General features: G+C 40.9%; 15 protein-coding genes and 1 pseudogene. 5 read left to right on the top strand and 11 right to left on the bottom strand.

What is annotated here, in order from left to right:
- On the top strand, positions 1 to 2,433 hold the full coding sequence (gene parC / locus ACFVAD_RS06195) for a DNA topoisomerase IV subunit A (protein WP_386637191.1): 2,433 nt from the start codon (positions 1 to 3) through the stop codon (positions 2,431 to 2,433).
- 62 nt (positions 2,434 to 2,495) lie between these two features.
- On the opposite strand, the gene ACFVAD_RS06190 is transcribed toward parC, so the two are convergent.
- Both ACFVAD_RS06190 and ACFVAD_RS06185 read right to left on the bottom strand, forming a co-directional pair.
- Entirely contained in the window at positions 2,496 to 2,696 is a 201-nt protein-coding gene (locus ACFVAD_RS06190) for a hypothetical protein (RefSeq protein WP_386637189.1), read from the bottom strand.
- 900 nt (positions 2,697 to 3,596) lie between these two features.
- Entirely contained in the window at positions 3,597 to 3,725 is a 129-nt protein-coding gene (locus ACFVAD_RS06185; protein ID WP_386637187.1) for a hypothetical protein, read from the bottom strand.
- A 396-nt stretch (positions 3,726 to 4,121) separates the two neighbouring features.
- Here ACFVAD_RS06185 and ACFVAD_RS06180 point away from each other — a divergent pair, with 396 nt between their 5' ends.
- Both ACFVAD_RS06180 and ACFVAD_RS06175 read left to right on the top strand, forming a co-directional pair.
- On the top strand, positions 4,122 to 4,427 hold the full coding sequence (locus ACFVAD_RS06180) for a hypothetical protein (protein WP_386637185.1): 306 nt from the start codon (positions 4,122 to 4,124) through the stop codon (positions 4,425 to 4,427).
- Between the two features lie 72 nt (positions 4,428 to 4,499).
- Positions 4,500 to 4,965 (top strand): annotated as a pseudogene (locus ACFVAD_RS06175) (nucleoside deaminase).
- A 125-nt stretch (positions 4,966 to 5,090) separates the two neighbouring features.
- Here ACFVAD_RS06175 and ACFVAD_RS06170 read toward each other — a convergent pair.
- The 4 genes from ACFVAD_RS06170 to ACFVAD_RS06155 all read right to left on the bottom strand — a co-directional run bounded on the left by ACFVAD_RS06170 (position 5,091) and on the right by ACFVAD_RS06155 (position 7,501).
- On the bottom strand, positions 5,091 to 5,612 hold the full coding sequence (locus tag ACFVAD_RS06170; protein WP_386637183.1) for a cupin domain-containing protein: 522 nt from the start codon (positions 5,610 to 5,612) through the stop codon (positions 5,091 to 5,093).
- A 28-nt stretch (positions 5,613 to 5,640) separates the two neighbouring features.
- The gene (locus tag ACFVAD_RS06165) at positions 5,641 to 6,165 is read right to left on the bottom strand and encodes a GyrI-like domain-containing protein (protein WP_386637181.1); all 525 of its coding nucleotides are present in this window, start codon (positions 6,163 to 6,165) and stop codon (positions 5,641 to 5,643) included.
- Between the two features lie 74 nt (positions 6,166 to 6,239).
- Positions 6,240 to 6,818: an ATP-dependent Clp endopeptidase proteolytic subunit ClpP gene (gene clpP / locus ACFVAD_RS06160; protein ID WP_386637179.1), complete on the bottom strand. Its 579-nt coding sequence runs from the start codon at positions 6,816 to 6,818 to the stop codon at positions 6,240 to 6,242.
- Between the two features lie 20 nt (positions 6,819 to 6,838).
- The gene (locus ACFVAD_RS06155) at positions 6,839 to 7,501 is read right to left on the bottom strand and encodes a sigma factor-like helix-turn-helix DNA-binding protein (protein WP_386637177.1); all 663 of its coding nucleotides are present in this window, start codon (positions 7,499 to 7,501) and stop codon (positions 6,839 to 6,841) included.
- Positions 7,502 to 7,713: 212 nt separating this feature from the next.
- On the opposite strand from ACFVAD_RS06155, the gene ACFVAD_RS06150 reads away from it, so the two are divergent.
- Positions 7,714 to 8,004, top strand: a complete 291-nt coding sequence (locus tag ACFVAD_RS06150) for a hypothetical protein (protein ID WP_386637175.1) — start codon at positions 7,714 to 7,716, stop codon at positions 8,002 to 8,004.
- Positions 8,005 to 8,070: 66 nt separating this feature from the next.
- Here the strand turns inward: ACFVAD_RS06150 and fumC are convergent, their stop codons facing one another.
- Entirely contained in the window at positions 8,071 to 9,471 is a 1,401-nt protein-coding gene (gene fumC / locus ACFVAD_RS06145; RefSeq protein ID WP_386637173.1) for a class II fumarate hydratase, read from the bottom strand.
- A gap of 183 nt (positions 9,472 to 9,654) precedes the next feature.
- Here fumC and ACFVAD_RS06140 point away from each other — a divergent pair, with 183 nt between their 5' ends.
- Positions 9,655 to 9,849 (top strand): hypothetical protein, encoded by a 195-nt coding sequence (locus ACFVAD_RS06140; protein ID WP_386637171.1) that lies wholly within the window; start codon positions 9,655 to 9,657, stop codon positions 9,847 to 9,849.
- A 37-nt stretch (positions 9,850 to 9,886) separates the two neighbouring features.
- Here ACFVAD_RS06140 and trhO read toward each other — a convergent pair whose 3' ends face one another.
- From trhO to ACFVAD_RS06120, 4 genes are all read right to left on the bottom strand, one after another.
- A complete protein-coding gene (gene trhO / locus ACFVAD_RS06135) occupies positions 9,887 to 10,849 on the bottom strand; it encodes an oxygen-dependent tRNA uridine(34) hydroxylase TrhO (protein ID WP_386637169.1) in 963 nt (320 codons plus the stop codon).
- A 162-nt stretch (positions 10,850 to 11,011) separates the two neighbouring features.
- Positions 11,012 to 11,767 (bottom strand): alpha/beta hydrolase, encoded by a 756-nt coding sequence (locus tag ACFVAD_RS06130; protein WP_386637167.1) that lies wholly within the window; start codon positions 11,765 to 11,767, stop codon positions 11,012 to 11,014.
- Positions 11,768 to 11,829: 62 nt separating this feature from the next.
- Positions 11,830 to 12,525 (bottom strand): ABC transporter ATP-binding protein, encoded by a 696-nt coding sequence (locus ACFVAD_RS06125; RefSeq protein ID WP_386637165.1) that lies wholly within the window; start codon positions 12,523 to 12,525, stop codon positions 11,830 to 11,832.
- 12 nt (positions 12,526 to 12,537) lie between these two features.
- Positions 12,538 to 13,983 carry an ABC transporter permease gene (locus tag ACFVAD_RS06120; RefSeq protein WP_386637163.1) on the bottom strand — a complete coding sequence of 482 codons (1,446 nt, stop codon included), beginning with the start codon at positions 13,981 to 13,983 and terminating at the stop codon, positions 12,538 to 12,540.
- Positions 13,984 to 14,272: the final 289 nt, after the last annotated feature.

The raw sequence follows: 14,272 nt of genomic DNA, 5'->3' as shown, positions 1-14,272 counted from the left end.
ATGACACAGACAGAGAAATTTCATGACTTACCCCTAGAGGAAGTATTAGGCGACCGATTTGGACGTTATAGTAAATACATTATCCAAGAGCGTGCCTTACCTGATGCGCGTGATGGACTAAAACCTGTACAACGCCGTATTCTTTATGCGATGTATCATGAAGGAAATGTGGCAGATAAGCCTTTCCGTAAATCTGCCAAAACAGTCGGTAATGTTATCGGTAACTATCATCCTCATGGAGACTCATCGGTTTATGACGCAATGGTGCGTATGAGCCAGGACTGGAAAGTACGAAACATGCTGATTGAAATGCACGGTAACAACGGTAGTATTGATGGAGATCCACCAGCTGCTATGCGTTACACGGAGGCGCGTTTATCACCGATCGCCTCTGAGCTTTTAAGAGACCTGGATAAGCAGACTGTTGAGTTTATCCCTAACTTTGATGATACGAGCAAAGAACCGACTGTTTTGCCTGCCATGTACCCGAACCTTTTGGTAAACGGGTCCACAGGTATCTCAGCCGGTTATGCAACCGATATCCCACCACATCACCTAGGGGAAGTAATTGATGCAACAATCATGCGCATCGATAATCCCAGCACTACCGTTGAGGAATTGATGACTGCTGTCAAAGGACCCGACTTTCCGACAGGAGGCATCATTCAAGGTGTGGAAGGCATTAAGAAAGCCTATGAGACAGGTAAAGGGAAGATCATCATCCGTGGAAAAGCGGAAGTGGAAGATGTTCGCGGCGGTAAACAGCAGATCGTAATCACAGAAGTTCCTTATGAAGTGAATAAGGCAAACCTCGTGAAAAAGATCGATGAGCTCCGCTATGACAAAAAAGTGGATGGTATCTCCGAAGTCCGCGATGAAACGGACCGTACAGGACTCCGAGTCGTAATTGAACTGAAAAAAGAAGCAGATGCAAACGGCATACTTCATTACTTGTATAAAAACACAGATCTGCAAATAACGTTCAACTTCAACATGGTTGCGATCTATAACAAAAGACCGACCTTGATGGGATTGCCTCACTTCCTGGATGCCTATATTGCGCACCAGAAAGAGGTTATCTCCAATCGTTCACGCTTTGAACTTGAAAAGGCAAAAGATCGCCAGCATGTAGTAGAAGGTCTTATGAAGGCCCTATCCATCCTGGATGAAGTAATTGCCACAATTCGTGCTTCCAAGGATAAGCGCGACGCAAAAGACAATTTGATTGCCAAATTTACATTTACGGAACCACAAGCGGAAGCGATTGTTTCCTTGCAGTTATATCGTTTAACGAATACGGACATTACGGCACTACAGCAGGAAGCGGATGAGTTGGCAAAGAAGGTAGCAGAGCTAGAAGCCATTCTATCCAGTGAAAAGAAGCTGTTTAATGTTATAAAAGCCGACTTGAAGCGTGTGAAAAAGCTCTACACGAATGATAGAAAGTCCAAGATTGAACAGGAAATCGAAGAAATCAAGATCAATCTTGAGGTCATGATTCCATCAGAGGATGTAATTGTCACAGTAACAAAGGATGGATATGTGAAACGAACCAGTCTTCGCTCCTATTCAGCCTCCAATGGCCAGGATTTCGGCATGAAGGAATCCGACAGAGTCATTGCTAAACTTGACATCAATACAACAGATACATTGCTGTTGTTTACCAATAAAGGGAACTACCTGTACCTGCCTGTTCATGAGCTTCCGGATATCCGCTGGAAGGACATGGGACAGCACATAGCCAATATCATTAGTATTGACAAGGATGAATTCATTTTAAAGGCAATTCCTGTCAGCAGTTTTGAAGAACCGAAATTCCTGTTGTTTGTCACAAAGAACGGGATGGTCAAAAAGACGGAGCTTTCCCAATACAAGGCGCAAAGATATTCCAAACCGCTAATGGCTGTCAATCTTAAGGGAAATGACCAGCTCATCAATGTTCATATTACAGATGGCAATCAGGATCTGTTCCTTGCAACAAGAAATGGCTATGGACTCTGGTTTACCGAAGAGGAAATCAATGTTGTCGGTGCCCGTGCAGCAGGGGTTAAAGGTATTAATCTGAAGGATGACGACTATGTCATTAACGGATTGGCTTTTGAAAAAGAAACTAAAGTATTGCTCTTCATTGCAACTCATCGTGGTGCGGTGAAAAAGCTGAAGATTACCGAGTTTGATAAAGGCTCACGTGCGAAACGTGGTCTTGTGATGCTGCGTGAGGTGAAAAACAACCCTCATTTAATTGCAGCAGTGGACATTGTACAATCTAACAGTCTGGTTTATATTCAGACAGAAAAGGGTACTTTGGAAGTTCTTGAATCTTCAAGCTACCGTAACAATGATCGCTATTCTAACGGATCTTTTATCATCGATCAGCAGGACGCAGGAGATGTAACGGAAATGTGGATTGTCGATCCTGAAGAAGCAAAATAGACTGAAATACAGATTTTTAGACAAAAAAAGCAGTGAACGGAAATTTCTGTTCACTGCTTTTTTCAATTACTCTTTTGTCTACTTCTTACAATAAATAATGTCTGGAAGGTGGAATACAGAACACCTAATATAGTTAACACTACTCCGCTGAAAAGTGCGCTTTTAAAATCCGCCTCTTTTTTATGGGTGACAAAAAACCAATTGCTAATCACATTCCCTAAAAGAACAGGGATTACAATCAACAAGATATGTTTAGTCTTCATCTAAAAACCTCTTTCATTGGAAGTTCTTTTATCTTTATTTTAGTAGTATAAACGTTTATCGGAAAAATATGTTGTGATCGTTGAAATGGTTATTAAAATCCAGAGAACATGAATACACTTCGAAATTGAATTAGAGGATGAGCTTAAGAAAGCCTATGGCTAAAATACGTAAATAGCCGAGAAATATATCCAAAGAGGGGGGACCAGGTGCAATTTCTTTGATTGGAATGTGTGTAAGCTACATGCCAAAAGATGAGTAAATCGGAAACCGGAATTTTTATTGCGAGAATCCAGTTTGTATTACATAACTGAATTATGTAAACTCTGGGCGGAATTTTTGAAAAGAGGTAGGAACAGAATCAGATTCAGGAATTGTACTAAAAAACTCCAAGATTAAAACATAATATTTGCCAATACAAATTGCTGATGAATAGAAGCAGCGAATTTCTGTATCAAATCTGAATTATTAAAGATTAATATTTAATTTAAATGATTCTAGATGAAAACCACGGAATTATAAACATTTAAGCAAAACCATAATTTAAGATATTTTGTCTCACTATCTAGAGTATACTTAGTTATTGATACAAAATTCATTATTAATTCACTACTACCGATAATAAATGTTATGTCTACTTCAAAAAACATAAAAGATGAGCAGGGCAAGTATTACAATCACACCCTGCTCATCATCTATCGTTCAAGTTTTATATGAGCCTCCAACAAAGTTAATCATAGATACTTTTTTATTATTACTCCCGTTCCATCTAAATAACCTCTTACAAAGTGATGTTAATACTTTTAAGGAACTTTCCGAAATTCCACTGTATCCAACCATGTTTTAAATTAAACTTCGTTTATTTGACACTTCCAATGTGAACGCAATTCAACTTTATTATCTTAGAGCAATTGGCTAATATATCTCCTGGAAACGTCTGCTTTCTCGGTTATTTCCGTCGTACTTTGACCATCCTTATAATAGATTTCTGTTACTTCTAAAGTTAGTTTGGAACGTTTGGTATTCATCATCCGTTCTCCTTTTTGGTTTTTTAGTACTACATAACCATCATACGAACAAATGTTCTATGGTGCATATAATAGCACTTTTTTTACATCACCTTGCACAAAATACCTACTTATCCAGTTTCAAAAGGACTTTAGTAGATCTAAAGTCCTTTTTTTGTTAAAGTTATTTTTCCGAATTATTAAACACATAATTATTTTTTACATAGAGGAAAATAATCTAACAGTAAAATGGATAGGCGGTGAGGCATTTGTTCATTAAGGTTTTCCTCTGGCTGAGCTTAATTGTTCCTTGGCTGTCTTTATTATTTATGAAAAAAACAGTATTAAACGCTATATGCCTGCAGCGATACTCGTTTCGTTATTGCTTACAATTTTGTATGAAATAGGATATACATATGATTGGTGGGTGCTGAAAGAAAAAATCGTACCATGGGGACACATAACGAACATTTCTTTTGCATATGGCCTTTTTTTAATCTCAACAATTTGGATTTTTATACCTATTGTAATTTTAAATTATATATGGTTACGAATATGATTGTTGATGCGATTTTTAATTTTGGTGTGCTAAAACTTACAGAAAGGTTTGGCATAAATAAACTAATTAATATGCCTAATTGGGGTATTTATCTGATCATGCTTGGACTTGCTTTAATTATTTATTTTTATCAGCGCTGGCAAGAAGGGATTTTCAAACAAGAGTAAGATGTTAGTGCTGTTCCACCTTCTAATACACCATCCCATTAAATATACTCCTATTATATTGGAGGTGTTGGAATGGACCATCAATTCTTCCTGTTGGAAGCCATCAAGCTAGCAAATGAGAACGTGAAAACGGGTTCTGGTGGCCCTTTTGGTGCGATTCTTGTAAAGGATGGAACAGTAGTCGGACGGGGTGTCAACCGCGTGACAGGACAGTTGGATCCCACCGCACATGCTGAAGTGCAGGCCATAAGGGATGCCTGCCAGAATCTAATTCCAATTGAAAGACTGCATTCTCTATACAAGCTGCGAGCCCTGTCCGATGTGCTTTGGTGCAATTTATTGGGCAAGGATCCATGAGGTCTATTTTGCAGGTTCGAAGCATGATGCTAAAGCTGCCGGTTTTGATGATGCCTTCATTTATGAAGAGCTTCGAGCAGACGGAACGGATAAACAGATCCCTTTCCATCATGTGCAGCTGAAAACCGAAGAAAATCCATTCACCTTGTGGAAAGCGGCCAGTATAAAAATAGAATATTGAGATCCTATGGTTGAATATAGGTACTGGCACAAGTAAAGATGTATCGAATAATTTAAAGTTGACCCAAATTAACTTCAATTTAAAAAAGGACTTCAGCAATTACCAAAGTCCATTTACATTAAAAATTATTCAGGTAGTACCTCATAAGCCATTCTTCTGATAATCTCTCCATGGTGCGGGTATATCTCCAGCAATTCTGCCTGAGTGAACAATTCGAAGTCTTCAAAGACAAACCCCGGAGATACCATGCAGCCAACAAGAGAACAGGAATCCTCTGTGGCAACAGAAGAACCGAAAATTGCGTTTTTGGGAACTAAAACCTGGGGAGTCTCCCCTTTTTCCAAGTCCAATCCAAGCTTATATTCCTTATATTCCCCTGATTCATGGATCACATGGACAGAAAGTGAGCTCCCACAATGGAAATACCACAGCTCGTCAGATTTAAGACGGTGAAAATGGGATACATTCTTATCCGTCAAAAGGAAGTAAATGCTGGAATAAAGGGAACGCTTGCCATTGTAATCAGTGCTCAGCTCCCGGTCTGAGATGTTTTCATGTGATGTGAAGGTCTGTTTATAATAGCCCCCTTCTGGATGCGGCTGCAGTTCAAGTTTTGTTACCCAATAATCAAGTGTATCGATATGCATATCAATATTCCTTTCTCTATGAGGTTTTTCAGTGGAGGGTGTCCAACAATTCAACGTCGATATTATCTGCATCCTCCCACTCATGGAAGACCTCAAGGTGCCAGCCTCTTATGTTGCGCTCCAGGCCTTGTTGACCCATCCATGTATGTAATTCCCGGTACGCTTTTCTTATGTCATAGTTCGGTCCTCTATACGTTGTGCTGGCATAGCTTTGGGAAGGGATGGTCAGGGTCACCATATCTGTGGGGATATCTTCAAACTCCTCCACTTCCACGCCAATCCAGTAGCCATCCTCTTCCTCTGAAGAAGGTTCCACCACAAATGCGCCATTCAAAAGATGAGGATAGCGTACATGTTTAATTTCATTCAATCTATCAGAAAGCTTTTTTGTCGCACGGGGTATTTCAAATATGTACTTGTCACCGGGACACAGGACACGGAATCCTACCAGTTTCAACTCGCCCAAATCCTTGATGCCATTTTCATTATAGACTTTTTCCGTCACAATTTCTCCCCCTCTTTTCCAAGCATGAATATATTCAATATTCGCCAAAAAACGCCAATCCCCTGCTTTTTTCCAGAAATAAAACTGCATTCCGGGAGTTTTCCCACTCCCGGAATGCAGTTTTATTTTTCTAGTACTTCATCCACTATTCCATACGATTTTGCTTCGGCTGCAGTCATAAAATTGTCACGGTCTGTATCCTTTGCCACTTTCTCCACAGGCTGCCCTGTCAGATCTGAAATCATCTGATTGATATCCTCTCTTAGCTTAAGGATTCTTCTCGCTGATATCTCGATTTCTGTAGCCTGACCCCTTGCCCCGCCCAAAGGCTGATGAATCATGATTTCACTATTTGGCAGTGCAAGCCGCTTCCCTTTCTTTCCGGCCATCAGTAAAAGTGCCCCAAATGATGCAGCCATTCCAATGCAGATTGTCCTGACATCGGGTTTGATATAGTTCATGGTGTCTAATATGGCGAAGCCTGCAGTGGTGGAACCTCCGGGGCTATTGATATAGATGGAAATATCCTTTTCGGGATCGTCTGCTGCCAGAAAAAGCAATTGTGCCACAACGCTGTTTGCCAATTGATCTGTTATTTCATCCCCTATCATGATGATTCTGTCCTTCAGCAGCCTTGAATAAATATCGTACGACCTTTCCCCTTTATTCGAGTGTTCAATAACATATGGAATCATATTCATTGCAAAACCCTCCTTGTATATTATGCTGCACTTTGTAAGCTGCAGGAAGGAGTGTGTGTAATTCCGGAGCGGGAAGTAGTAATAGCGGTCTTCAAAGTTCTAAAGGAAGGCAGTTGCCTTATTAAAATGGATGGATCAGCACGGTGGATACTTTCATCCATCAGTTGAGCCATTTTGTTTGCCTCATTATCTAACCAAATGCAGTCGATCAAAGGCTTATCTACTTCGGTTTTCTCCTTAATTAACCGGTTCCTATAGCGGTGTACAATCGCTTTTACCGCTCCCTCGGGCAGATGAAGAAGCTCCCCGATCTCCTGGTTCTGATAATGGAATGCTTCTTTTAGAAAGAAGGTGACTGCCTGTTTTGGAGTCAGCTGTTTCAGCAGAAAGTCATGAATGATGAAAGGGCTATCGAAAGTAGAAACTTTTGCATCTGATACGTCAGGCAATGCTTCCGACAAGTCCTCCCTCTTTCTTTTTCTCATGATATCCATCCATTGGTTAAAAGCTATTTTCTGGATCAGCCTCATACTGATTGTCGGACACTCTTTATAGGAGGATAAAACCTTTGCGAACGTTTCCTGTGCAAGATCATCGCCATCCCACCGGTTTCGCGTTAAATAGTGACAGTACCTTTGCAGGGAATTGTATTTTTCTATAAGCTTTGTTTCCACATTCTCCATCTATTACTCACTCCTTTTACACCACTCATCTATTAAACGTTTTGGAGGCCACCAAAGATATGGGGGGGTGAAAATAATTCGATTGACCCCCAGAAAATTGACTCTGATTGTTAATATTCTATTGATACATACATTTTACATTAAATATTACGATTGTAGCTAAAGGAGGTACTTTAAATGCAGGCATCATATGTGAAGGAATCCTTACGGGAATGGAAAGAAGAAATACTTTTGCAAAAAAAGAAATTGACGATGAATATGAAAAGGTAAAGTGCGATCTCCAGCTTTATTCCATCAAATTCAGCATCACCAAACAGGTTATTCAATCTACCATCAATGATGAAATCATCAACAACATTAAAAACACTTATCATAGACCGTACGAGGAGAAATTCAACGAACTGAAGCAATACATGAGGGAACTCGATGAGAAAAGAAAAGTGTTCCAGATGTTTGTGGAAAAAATTGAAAAAGTAAGTGAAGATGATCTTGTGGCAAAATGATGGTGAAGGAAGTCACTGACGGTCAGTGACTTCCTTTTTTGAAACTCCCCCACTTCCCATAATTTTTTAGCTCTCTTTCCATTTTGTGTTGCCTATCATGTTGGCAGGATCCACTTTCTGATCAAACTCCGATTCCGTCAACAGTCCAGTCTTAACAGCAGCTTCCTTGAGTGTGATACCTTCATGATATGCAAGCTTTGCAATTTTAGCTGCATTTTCATACCCGATATGTGGATTCAACGCCGTTACAAGCATGAGGGAATTTTCAAGATTTTCTTTGATTTTCTCATAATTAGGCTCTATTCCGACCACACATTTATCATGAAAACTTATCATGGAATCCGCTAAAAGACGAACGGATTGAAGAAAATTGTAAATGATCACCGGCTTAAAGACATTCAGTTCAAAGTTGCCTTGACTGGCTGCAATTCCGATTGTCACATCATTGCCCATAACCTGCGCAGAAACCATTGTAAGTGCCTCGCTTTGGGTGGGGTTCACCTTTCCTGGCATGATGGAACTTCCGGGTTCATTTTCAGGGATGAATAATTCTGCGATGCCGCTTCTCGGCCCACTAGCAAGCCACCTTACATCATTGGCGATCTTCATCAAATCTGCAGCGAGGGCTTTCAACGCGCCGTGCACATGGACCATCTGATCATGACTTGTCAGTGCATGGAATTTATTTGTTGCGGATGTGAAAGCCTTTCCGGAATAAAGGCTTATTTCTTTTGCTGCCATTTCCCCGAACTGAGGATGGGCGTTCAATCCCGTCCCTACCGCTGTTCCTCCTATTGCAAGCTCCATCATATATACAAGGCTTTCCATCAGCATGCTTTCACATTTTTCCAGCATATGATGCCAACCGCTTATCTCCTGCCCAAGCGTCAGGGGAGTAGCATCCTGAAGATGGGTTCGGCCTATTTTAATGACTCCTTGAAACTCCTCCGATTTTTGATTCAAAGTGGCCTTCAATTTTGATAAAGCAGGCAGGAGCTGGTCTTCCATTGCTAGGACACCTGCAATGTGCAACGCAGTAGGGAATGTATCATTGGAGCTTTGCGACATATTCACATCATCATTCGGATGAAGCGTGAAATCCAATTCTCTCTCTTTGAGGATTTGGTTCCCCCTTGTTGCAATGACCTCGTTCACATTCATATTGGATTGGGTGCCGCTCCCGGTTTGCCATACAACCAGAGGGAAATGGTCATTCCACTTTCCGTTGTAGATCTCTTCACATGCGATTGTAATGGCTTCCGTTTTTTCGAGTGGTAATTTTCCGAGCTTATAGTTGGCAACAGCAGCTCCTTTTTTTAAAAGAGAAAAAGCCTGTATGACTTCAATTGGCATCCGCTCCGTTCCAATTTTGAAATTCTCGAGGCTTCTTTGTGTTTGGGCACTCCATAGCTTGTCTTTTGGCACCTTGATCTCACCCATGGTATCCTTTTCTATTCGAAAATCCATATTCACCCTTCCTTTCCGTGCGGTTCATTCTGATTTATTTACTATTTATTATTCTATTCCTACTATGTATCTATCCAAAACTTAATTTTTTGGAGGACATGCAATTAAAGGAAAATTAAGAATAATTTATAATATTTGTGATATAATGAAATTACCTAAATATTGGGGTCAGGAGGCTTGGCAATGGAATTGAACAGCTATGTAATACGTCTCTCGCTGATGATTATCGGGATTTTTGGGGGAGTTTTTCTATTCCGTTATATTAAAAATGGCGAGCTGTTATTTGATCAGCTGATAGGGGTAACCGTTGGCGTACTTTTATTGGTTGTCGCAGTTATTTGGAGGAGAACGAATCAGACATCTTCCTCTGCAAATTGAAACACCCCGTTACATGTTCGTAACGGGGTGTTTTTGATCAGTTCACTTGCGCTTCTTCACGAATAGCTGTAAGTATTTCGGTTACTTCTTCTTCAGAGAGACCATGTTCAGCTATATAACGGTTTCTTGGATGTTCTCTACATTCGCTTGAACAGCTGCGCAAATAGCGATGTTCGTTTTCTTCGGAGCTTAGGATCTTTTTATTGCACTCAGGGTTAGCGCAGTTCACATAACGCTCACACGGCTCGCCGGAGAAATGATCTTTTCCAACTACCACATGCTCTTTACGGTTGATGGGTACACTGATGCGATCGTCGAACACATAGCATTGTCCGTCCCATAATTCCCCTTGTACCTCTGGGTCTTTACCGTACGTTACAATTCCACCATCAAGTTGGGAAACATCCTCAAAGCCTTCATCCAACAGCCAGCCTGAGAATTTCTCACAACGCACTCCACCTGTACAATAGGTTAAAATCTTTTTGCCTTCAAAATTCTTTTTGTTTTCCTTGATCCATTGAGGCAGTTCCTTGAATGTGTTGATATCCGGTCTTACAGAGCCTCTGAAGTGGCCCAAGTCATATTCATAATCATTGCGTGCATCAATGACTACTGTATCCTCCTGCTGCATCGCCTCAAAGAATTCTTTCGGCTTTAGATGTTTACCTGTCGTCTTGTTCGGGTCCACATCGTTTTCAAGACGAAGCGTAACAAGCTCTGGGCGGAAGCGGACTTTCATCTTTTTGAAAGCGTGTCCTTCTGCCTCATCGATCTTGTAGATCATGTCAGCGAAAAGCGGATTGGCATTCATATGTGCAATATAGGCATCCGTTTGTTCAACAGTACCTGAAACCGTTCCATTGATCCCTTCAGTTGCGATCAATATCCGTCCTTTCAATCCAAGCTCCTTACAATACGCCAGATGCTCCTGGGTAAATTCCTCGGCGTTCTCGATATCTACATATTTGTAATATAATAGCACTCTATAATCTTGATTCATTTTTTATCACCAATACCTTTTATGAGTATATTTATCCATTGTATGTTTCTGTAAAGAACATACAACATATTACTATAGCAAAAATAGTTCCTTAGATGCAACCTTTCTATTCCAAACTTAAAAAAAGACTCCATTGTGTGCTGGAGTCTTTTTTTAGTTTATTCAGCTGCTGAATTTACATATCGCTTCAATAACTTCCAGCTCCCACTTGTAGGAGTTGAACGTATGATCTGCTCCTTCAATGTGAAGAAGTGTTGCATGAGGATAACAATTCTTCCTATAAAGTGAGGAAACCTCTACATGTACTGCCTGATCGTTCGTTCCGTGTATCAACAATACATCATTTGTGTATCTGGCTGCCCGCTCCCATACCTCCAGGTTTTTCAATTCCGTTACGAAGTCATTACCTAATAGGTTGCCTCCTAGGTCAAAGGCGTTGAGCTCTTCTATAAAAGTTGCAAAGCCCATCTGTTTTTCAATGATTTGTGGCAATGTTCCTGCCGGGGCGAGCAAAATAAGTTTCTTTATATCTGCGGGCTGCTCCCCTGCCAAAAGGCTTGCAACCAATCCGCCCATGCTGAACCCTAGAACAATAGCGTTTTCCTTATCGATGGAAGGATGGGATCGGACATATTCCAAAATCGTCCTTGCCTCTCTGACCTCACTGAGCACAGTCATCTCTTCAAAATTCCCGTCACTTTCCCCGCTTCCCAAAAAATCAAAGCGGAAAGACGCGATTCCCATCGTTTCAAGTGTGCGGGATATTTTCAAGAAGAATCTGTGTGGCTCAAGCTTTGTACCTGTAAAACCATGAAAGAGGATGACGGCAGGAAGGTTGTTTCCCGCAGGAATATGTTGCATCCCTCTTAAAATTTGTCCCTTATGTTCGATTTCGATTGATTTCTGCAAATTAGTCACCCTTATATTCCTGAATAATAATCATATTGTAACCTAAGTGCGGATTGGTGACTAGATATCATTTATGCCATGATAGTGATATCATTTTTACGTACTTCAAATTTCCCTCGGTTAATCTTCACTATAACATCCGATGTAGCAGCTATTTCATTATTATGCGTCACTACAATGATGCATTTGTTTTCTTTATGTGCAAGCTCCTTGAATAGCTGGACAATCTCCTGTGCAGTGTCTTCATCCAGGTTTCCTGTCGGTTCATCTGCCACGATAAAATCTGATTGGCAGCATAGGGCACGTGCAATGGAAATTCTCTGCTGCTGTCCGCCGCTCAATGTCAGCACTCTCTGATTGGCCTGTTTTTCATTGATCCCCACCTTATTTAACATCTCCAGAACAAATTCCTTTTTCTTTTTCACCTTGGAACCGGTAATCTCCATTGCAGTTATAATATTCTGCATTGCTGTCATATAAGGTAAGAGATTATAAGATTGAAAGACGATAGAGACAAACTTGTTGCGGAAATTCGATAGTCCAATATCCTGGATATCCTTCCCGTTATAAAGAATCTTCCCCTCCTTTGGGACGTCCAATCCGCTGGCCAATGACAGAAAGGTTGTTTTGCCTGACCCTGATGGACCTATTACAGAATAGAAATTGCCTTTATCAAAGGAAGCATGAACCTTTTGAAGGATTGTCTGTTGCCTGCCCCCTTGTTTATACCAATAGCTTACATTAGAAAACTCCAGTAATTCATTCATTTTAACACTCTCCTAATCCTGTTTGGTTAAAATCATTTTTGGCTGCAAACGTAAAATAGTAAGGGATGGAATTATAGTCGCAACAATAGATACAATTAATCCGATAATTGCCAGCAAACCAAAATCCTTGGACGTGATGGCAATTTCGAGCTCATCGATTGGATCGACCTGCTCTTGTACAAAGCCAGGTCCCATACCGCCTCCCATCATACCCATGCCAGGTCTTCTAAAAGATTCCGGATTGGATGCGGATTCTGCACTTTGTTCAAGCTGTTGGTGCAGTAATTGCTCTCCAACCTGGTTGGCAACAAGGTTACCCGCCATAGAGGCAAAACTTAGAGAAATGATTGCCACTATCAGGATTTCGACAATAAATTGTCCCATCAGCTTCCATCTCTTTTCCCCGATAGCCAATAGCACACCCATTTCATATTTTCTTTCGCGAATAGTCAGCATCACAATCAAGCCCAATATGACAGCTCCTGCAATGGCGACTAGGTAGACCACATTTTTCGAGAACGAGGCGACATTCTCTATCGGTCCGACCATTTGCTGGTAGACCAGGTCATTGGCATCGAGCTTGAAGGTTGCAAAATCGATGGAGCTTTCTTCCTCTGCCCTGCCAATAAAGTCCTCAATATTACTGGGATCGTTCATATAGTAGACGGCACTGTCAATCGTTCCTTCATATCCTTCTCCCTTTAATGTGGTAGCCGCAGTATATGGAACGTAAAGCTTGTTGTACGGATTCAAGGCAGTGAAATTAATACCGGTGCTATCTCCTGCAACAGTTGTTTCGTATATCCCAATAATCTCAAACTCCAAAGTGGCCACTTCATCAGGTGACTGTATTTGGATTTTGTCGCCAATAGATAAATCATTTTCCTCTGCTAAAGTCTTTTCTATCAGGGTAAAAGGCTCGTCTGCATCTTCTTCTGTAAGATGACGCCCTTTTAATATGGTGGAATCCCCGTCGAGGAATGCTTGTACAGAATCAGAAAAAAGAACACCCTCAATGGAAAGGTCCGCAAGCATCATCCCTCCCATTCGTCCAGGTCCACCTTGATTGGACTCAGTGGAATCATTTTCAGTTGCAGATCCACTCTCTATTGGTTCAAAGTCAAGCGCTTTGCCGAAAGTAGATGAAGTAAAGTTATATCCTTTTACCTCCGGATAATCTATCAATTCCTCGGCTTCACTCAAAGAAATGGGCGTCATCTCGAAGCGTGGTCTTCCGCCCTCCGCTGCCTGCTGCTCCATCATTTTTTCACGATCCACCTGCAGTGTTACGTTCCCGCCGATATTTTGACGTGCAAGCTCTGCTGATTTGCCTGCGGCGGTTTGTATGGATAGTCCGGATAACACAAATACACAAATAACGGTTAATGTGAAAAGGAGAAGGAGACTTTTTCCTGCCCTTGTCTTGACGCTTAAAAAAGCGCGTTTCATAAAATTCATTCTGCTTTCCCCCAATATAAAATTATTGTAGCTTTTCTTAGCTCAAGAAGGGGTAGCGTCAGGAAAATGCGGATTTACAACGTTAAGGAAATCAAAATATAAAAAGTCTAATTTCTCGGTGTTATAAGTGAAAAATTAGGCTTTAGTTACTTCATTAAAGTTAGCAATAGGTAAGCATTTGAAGTCATCTCCAGCTTTTCCCCTGCTCCACACGGAACGTGATAGTTTCCCATCATTCCGCGTTCCATCTACTGATATGTACTAAATTATAAGTTCCTTGTTACTTCCG

Origin of the sequence: Sutcliffiella sp. NPDC057660, assembly GCF_042800035.1 — a bacterium.
Classification (GTDB): Bacteria; Bacillota; Bacilli; order Bacillales; family Bacillaceae_I; genus Sutcliffiella_A.
This window is presented reverse-complemented; position numbering and strand designations above follow the sequence as displayed.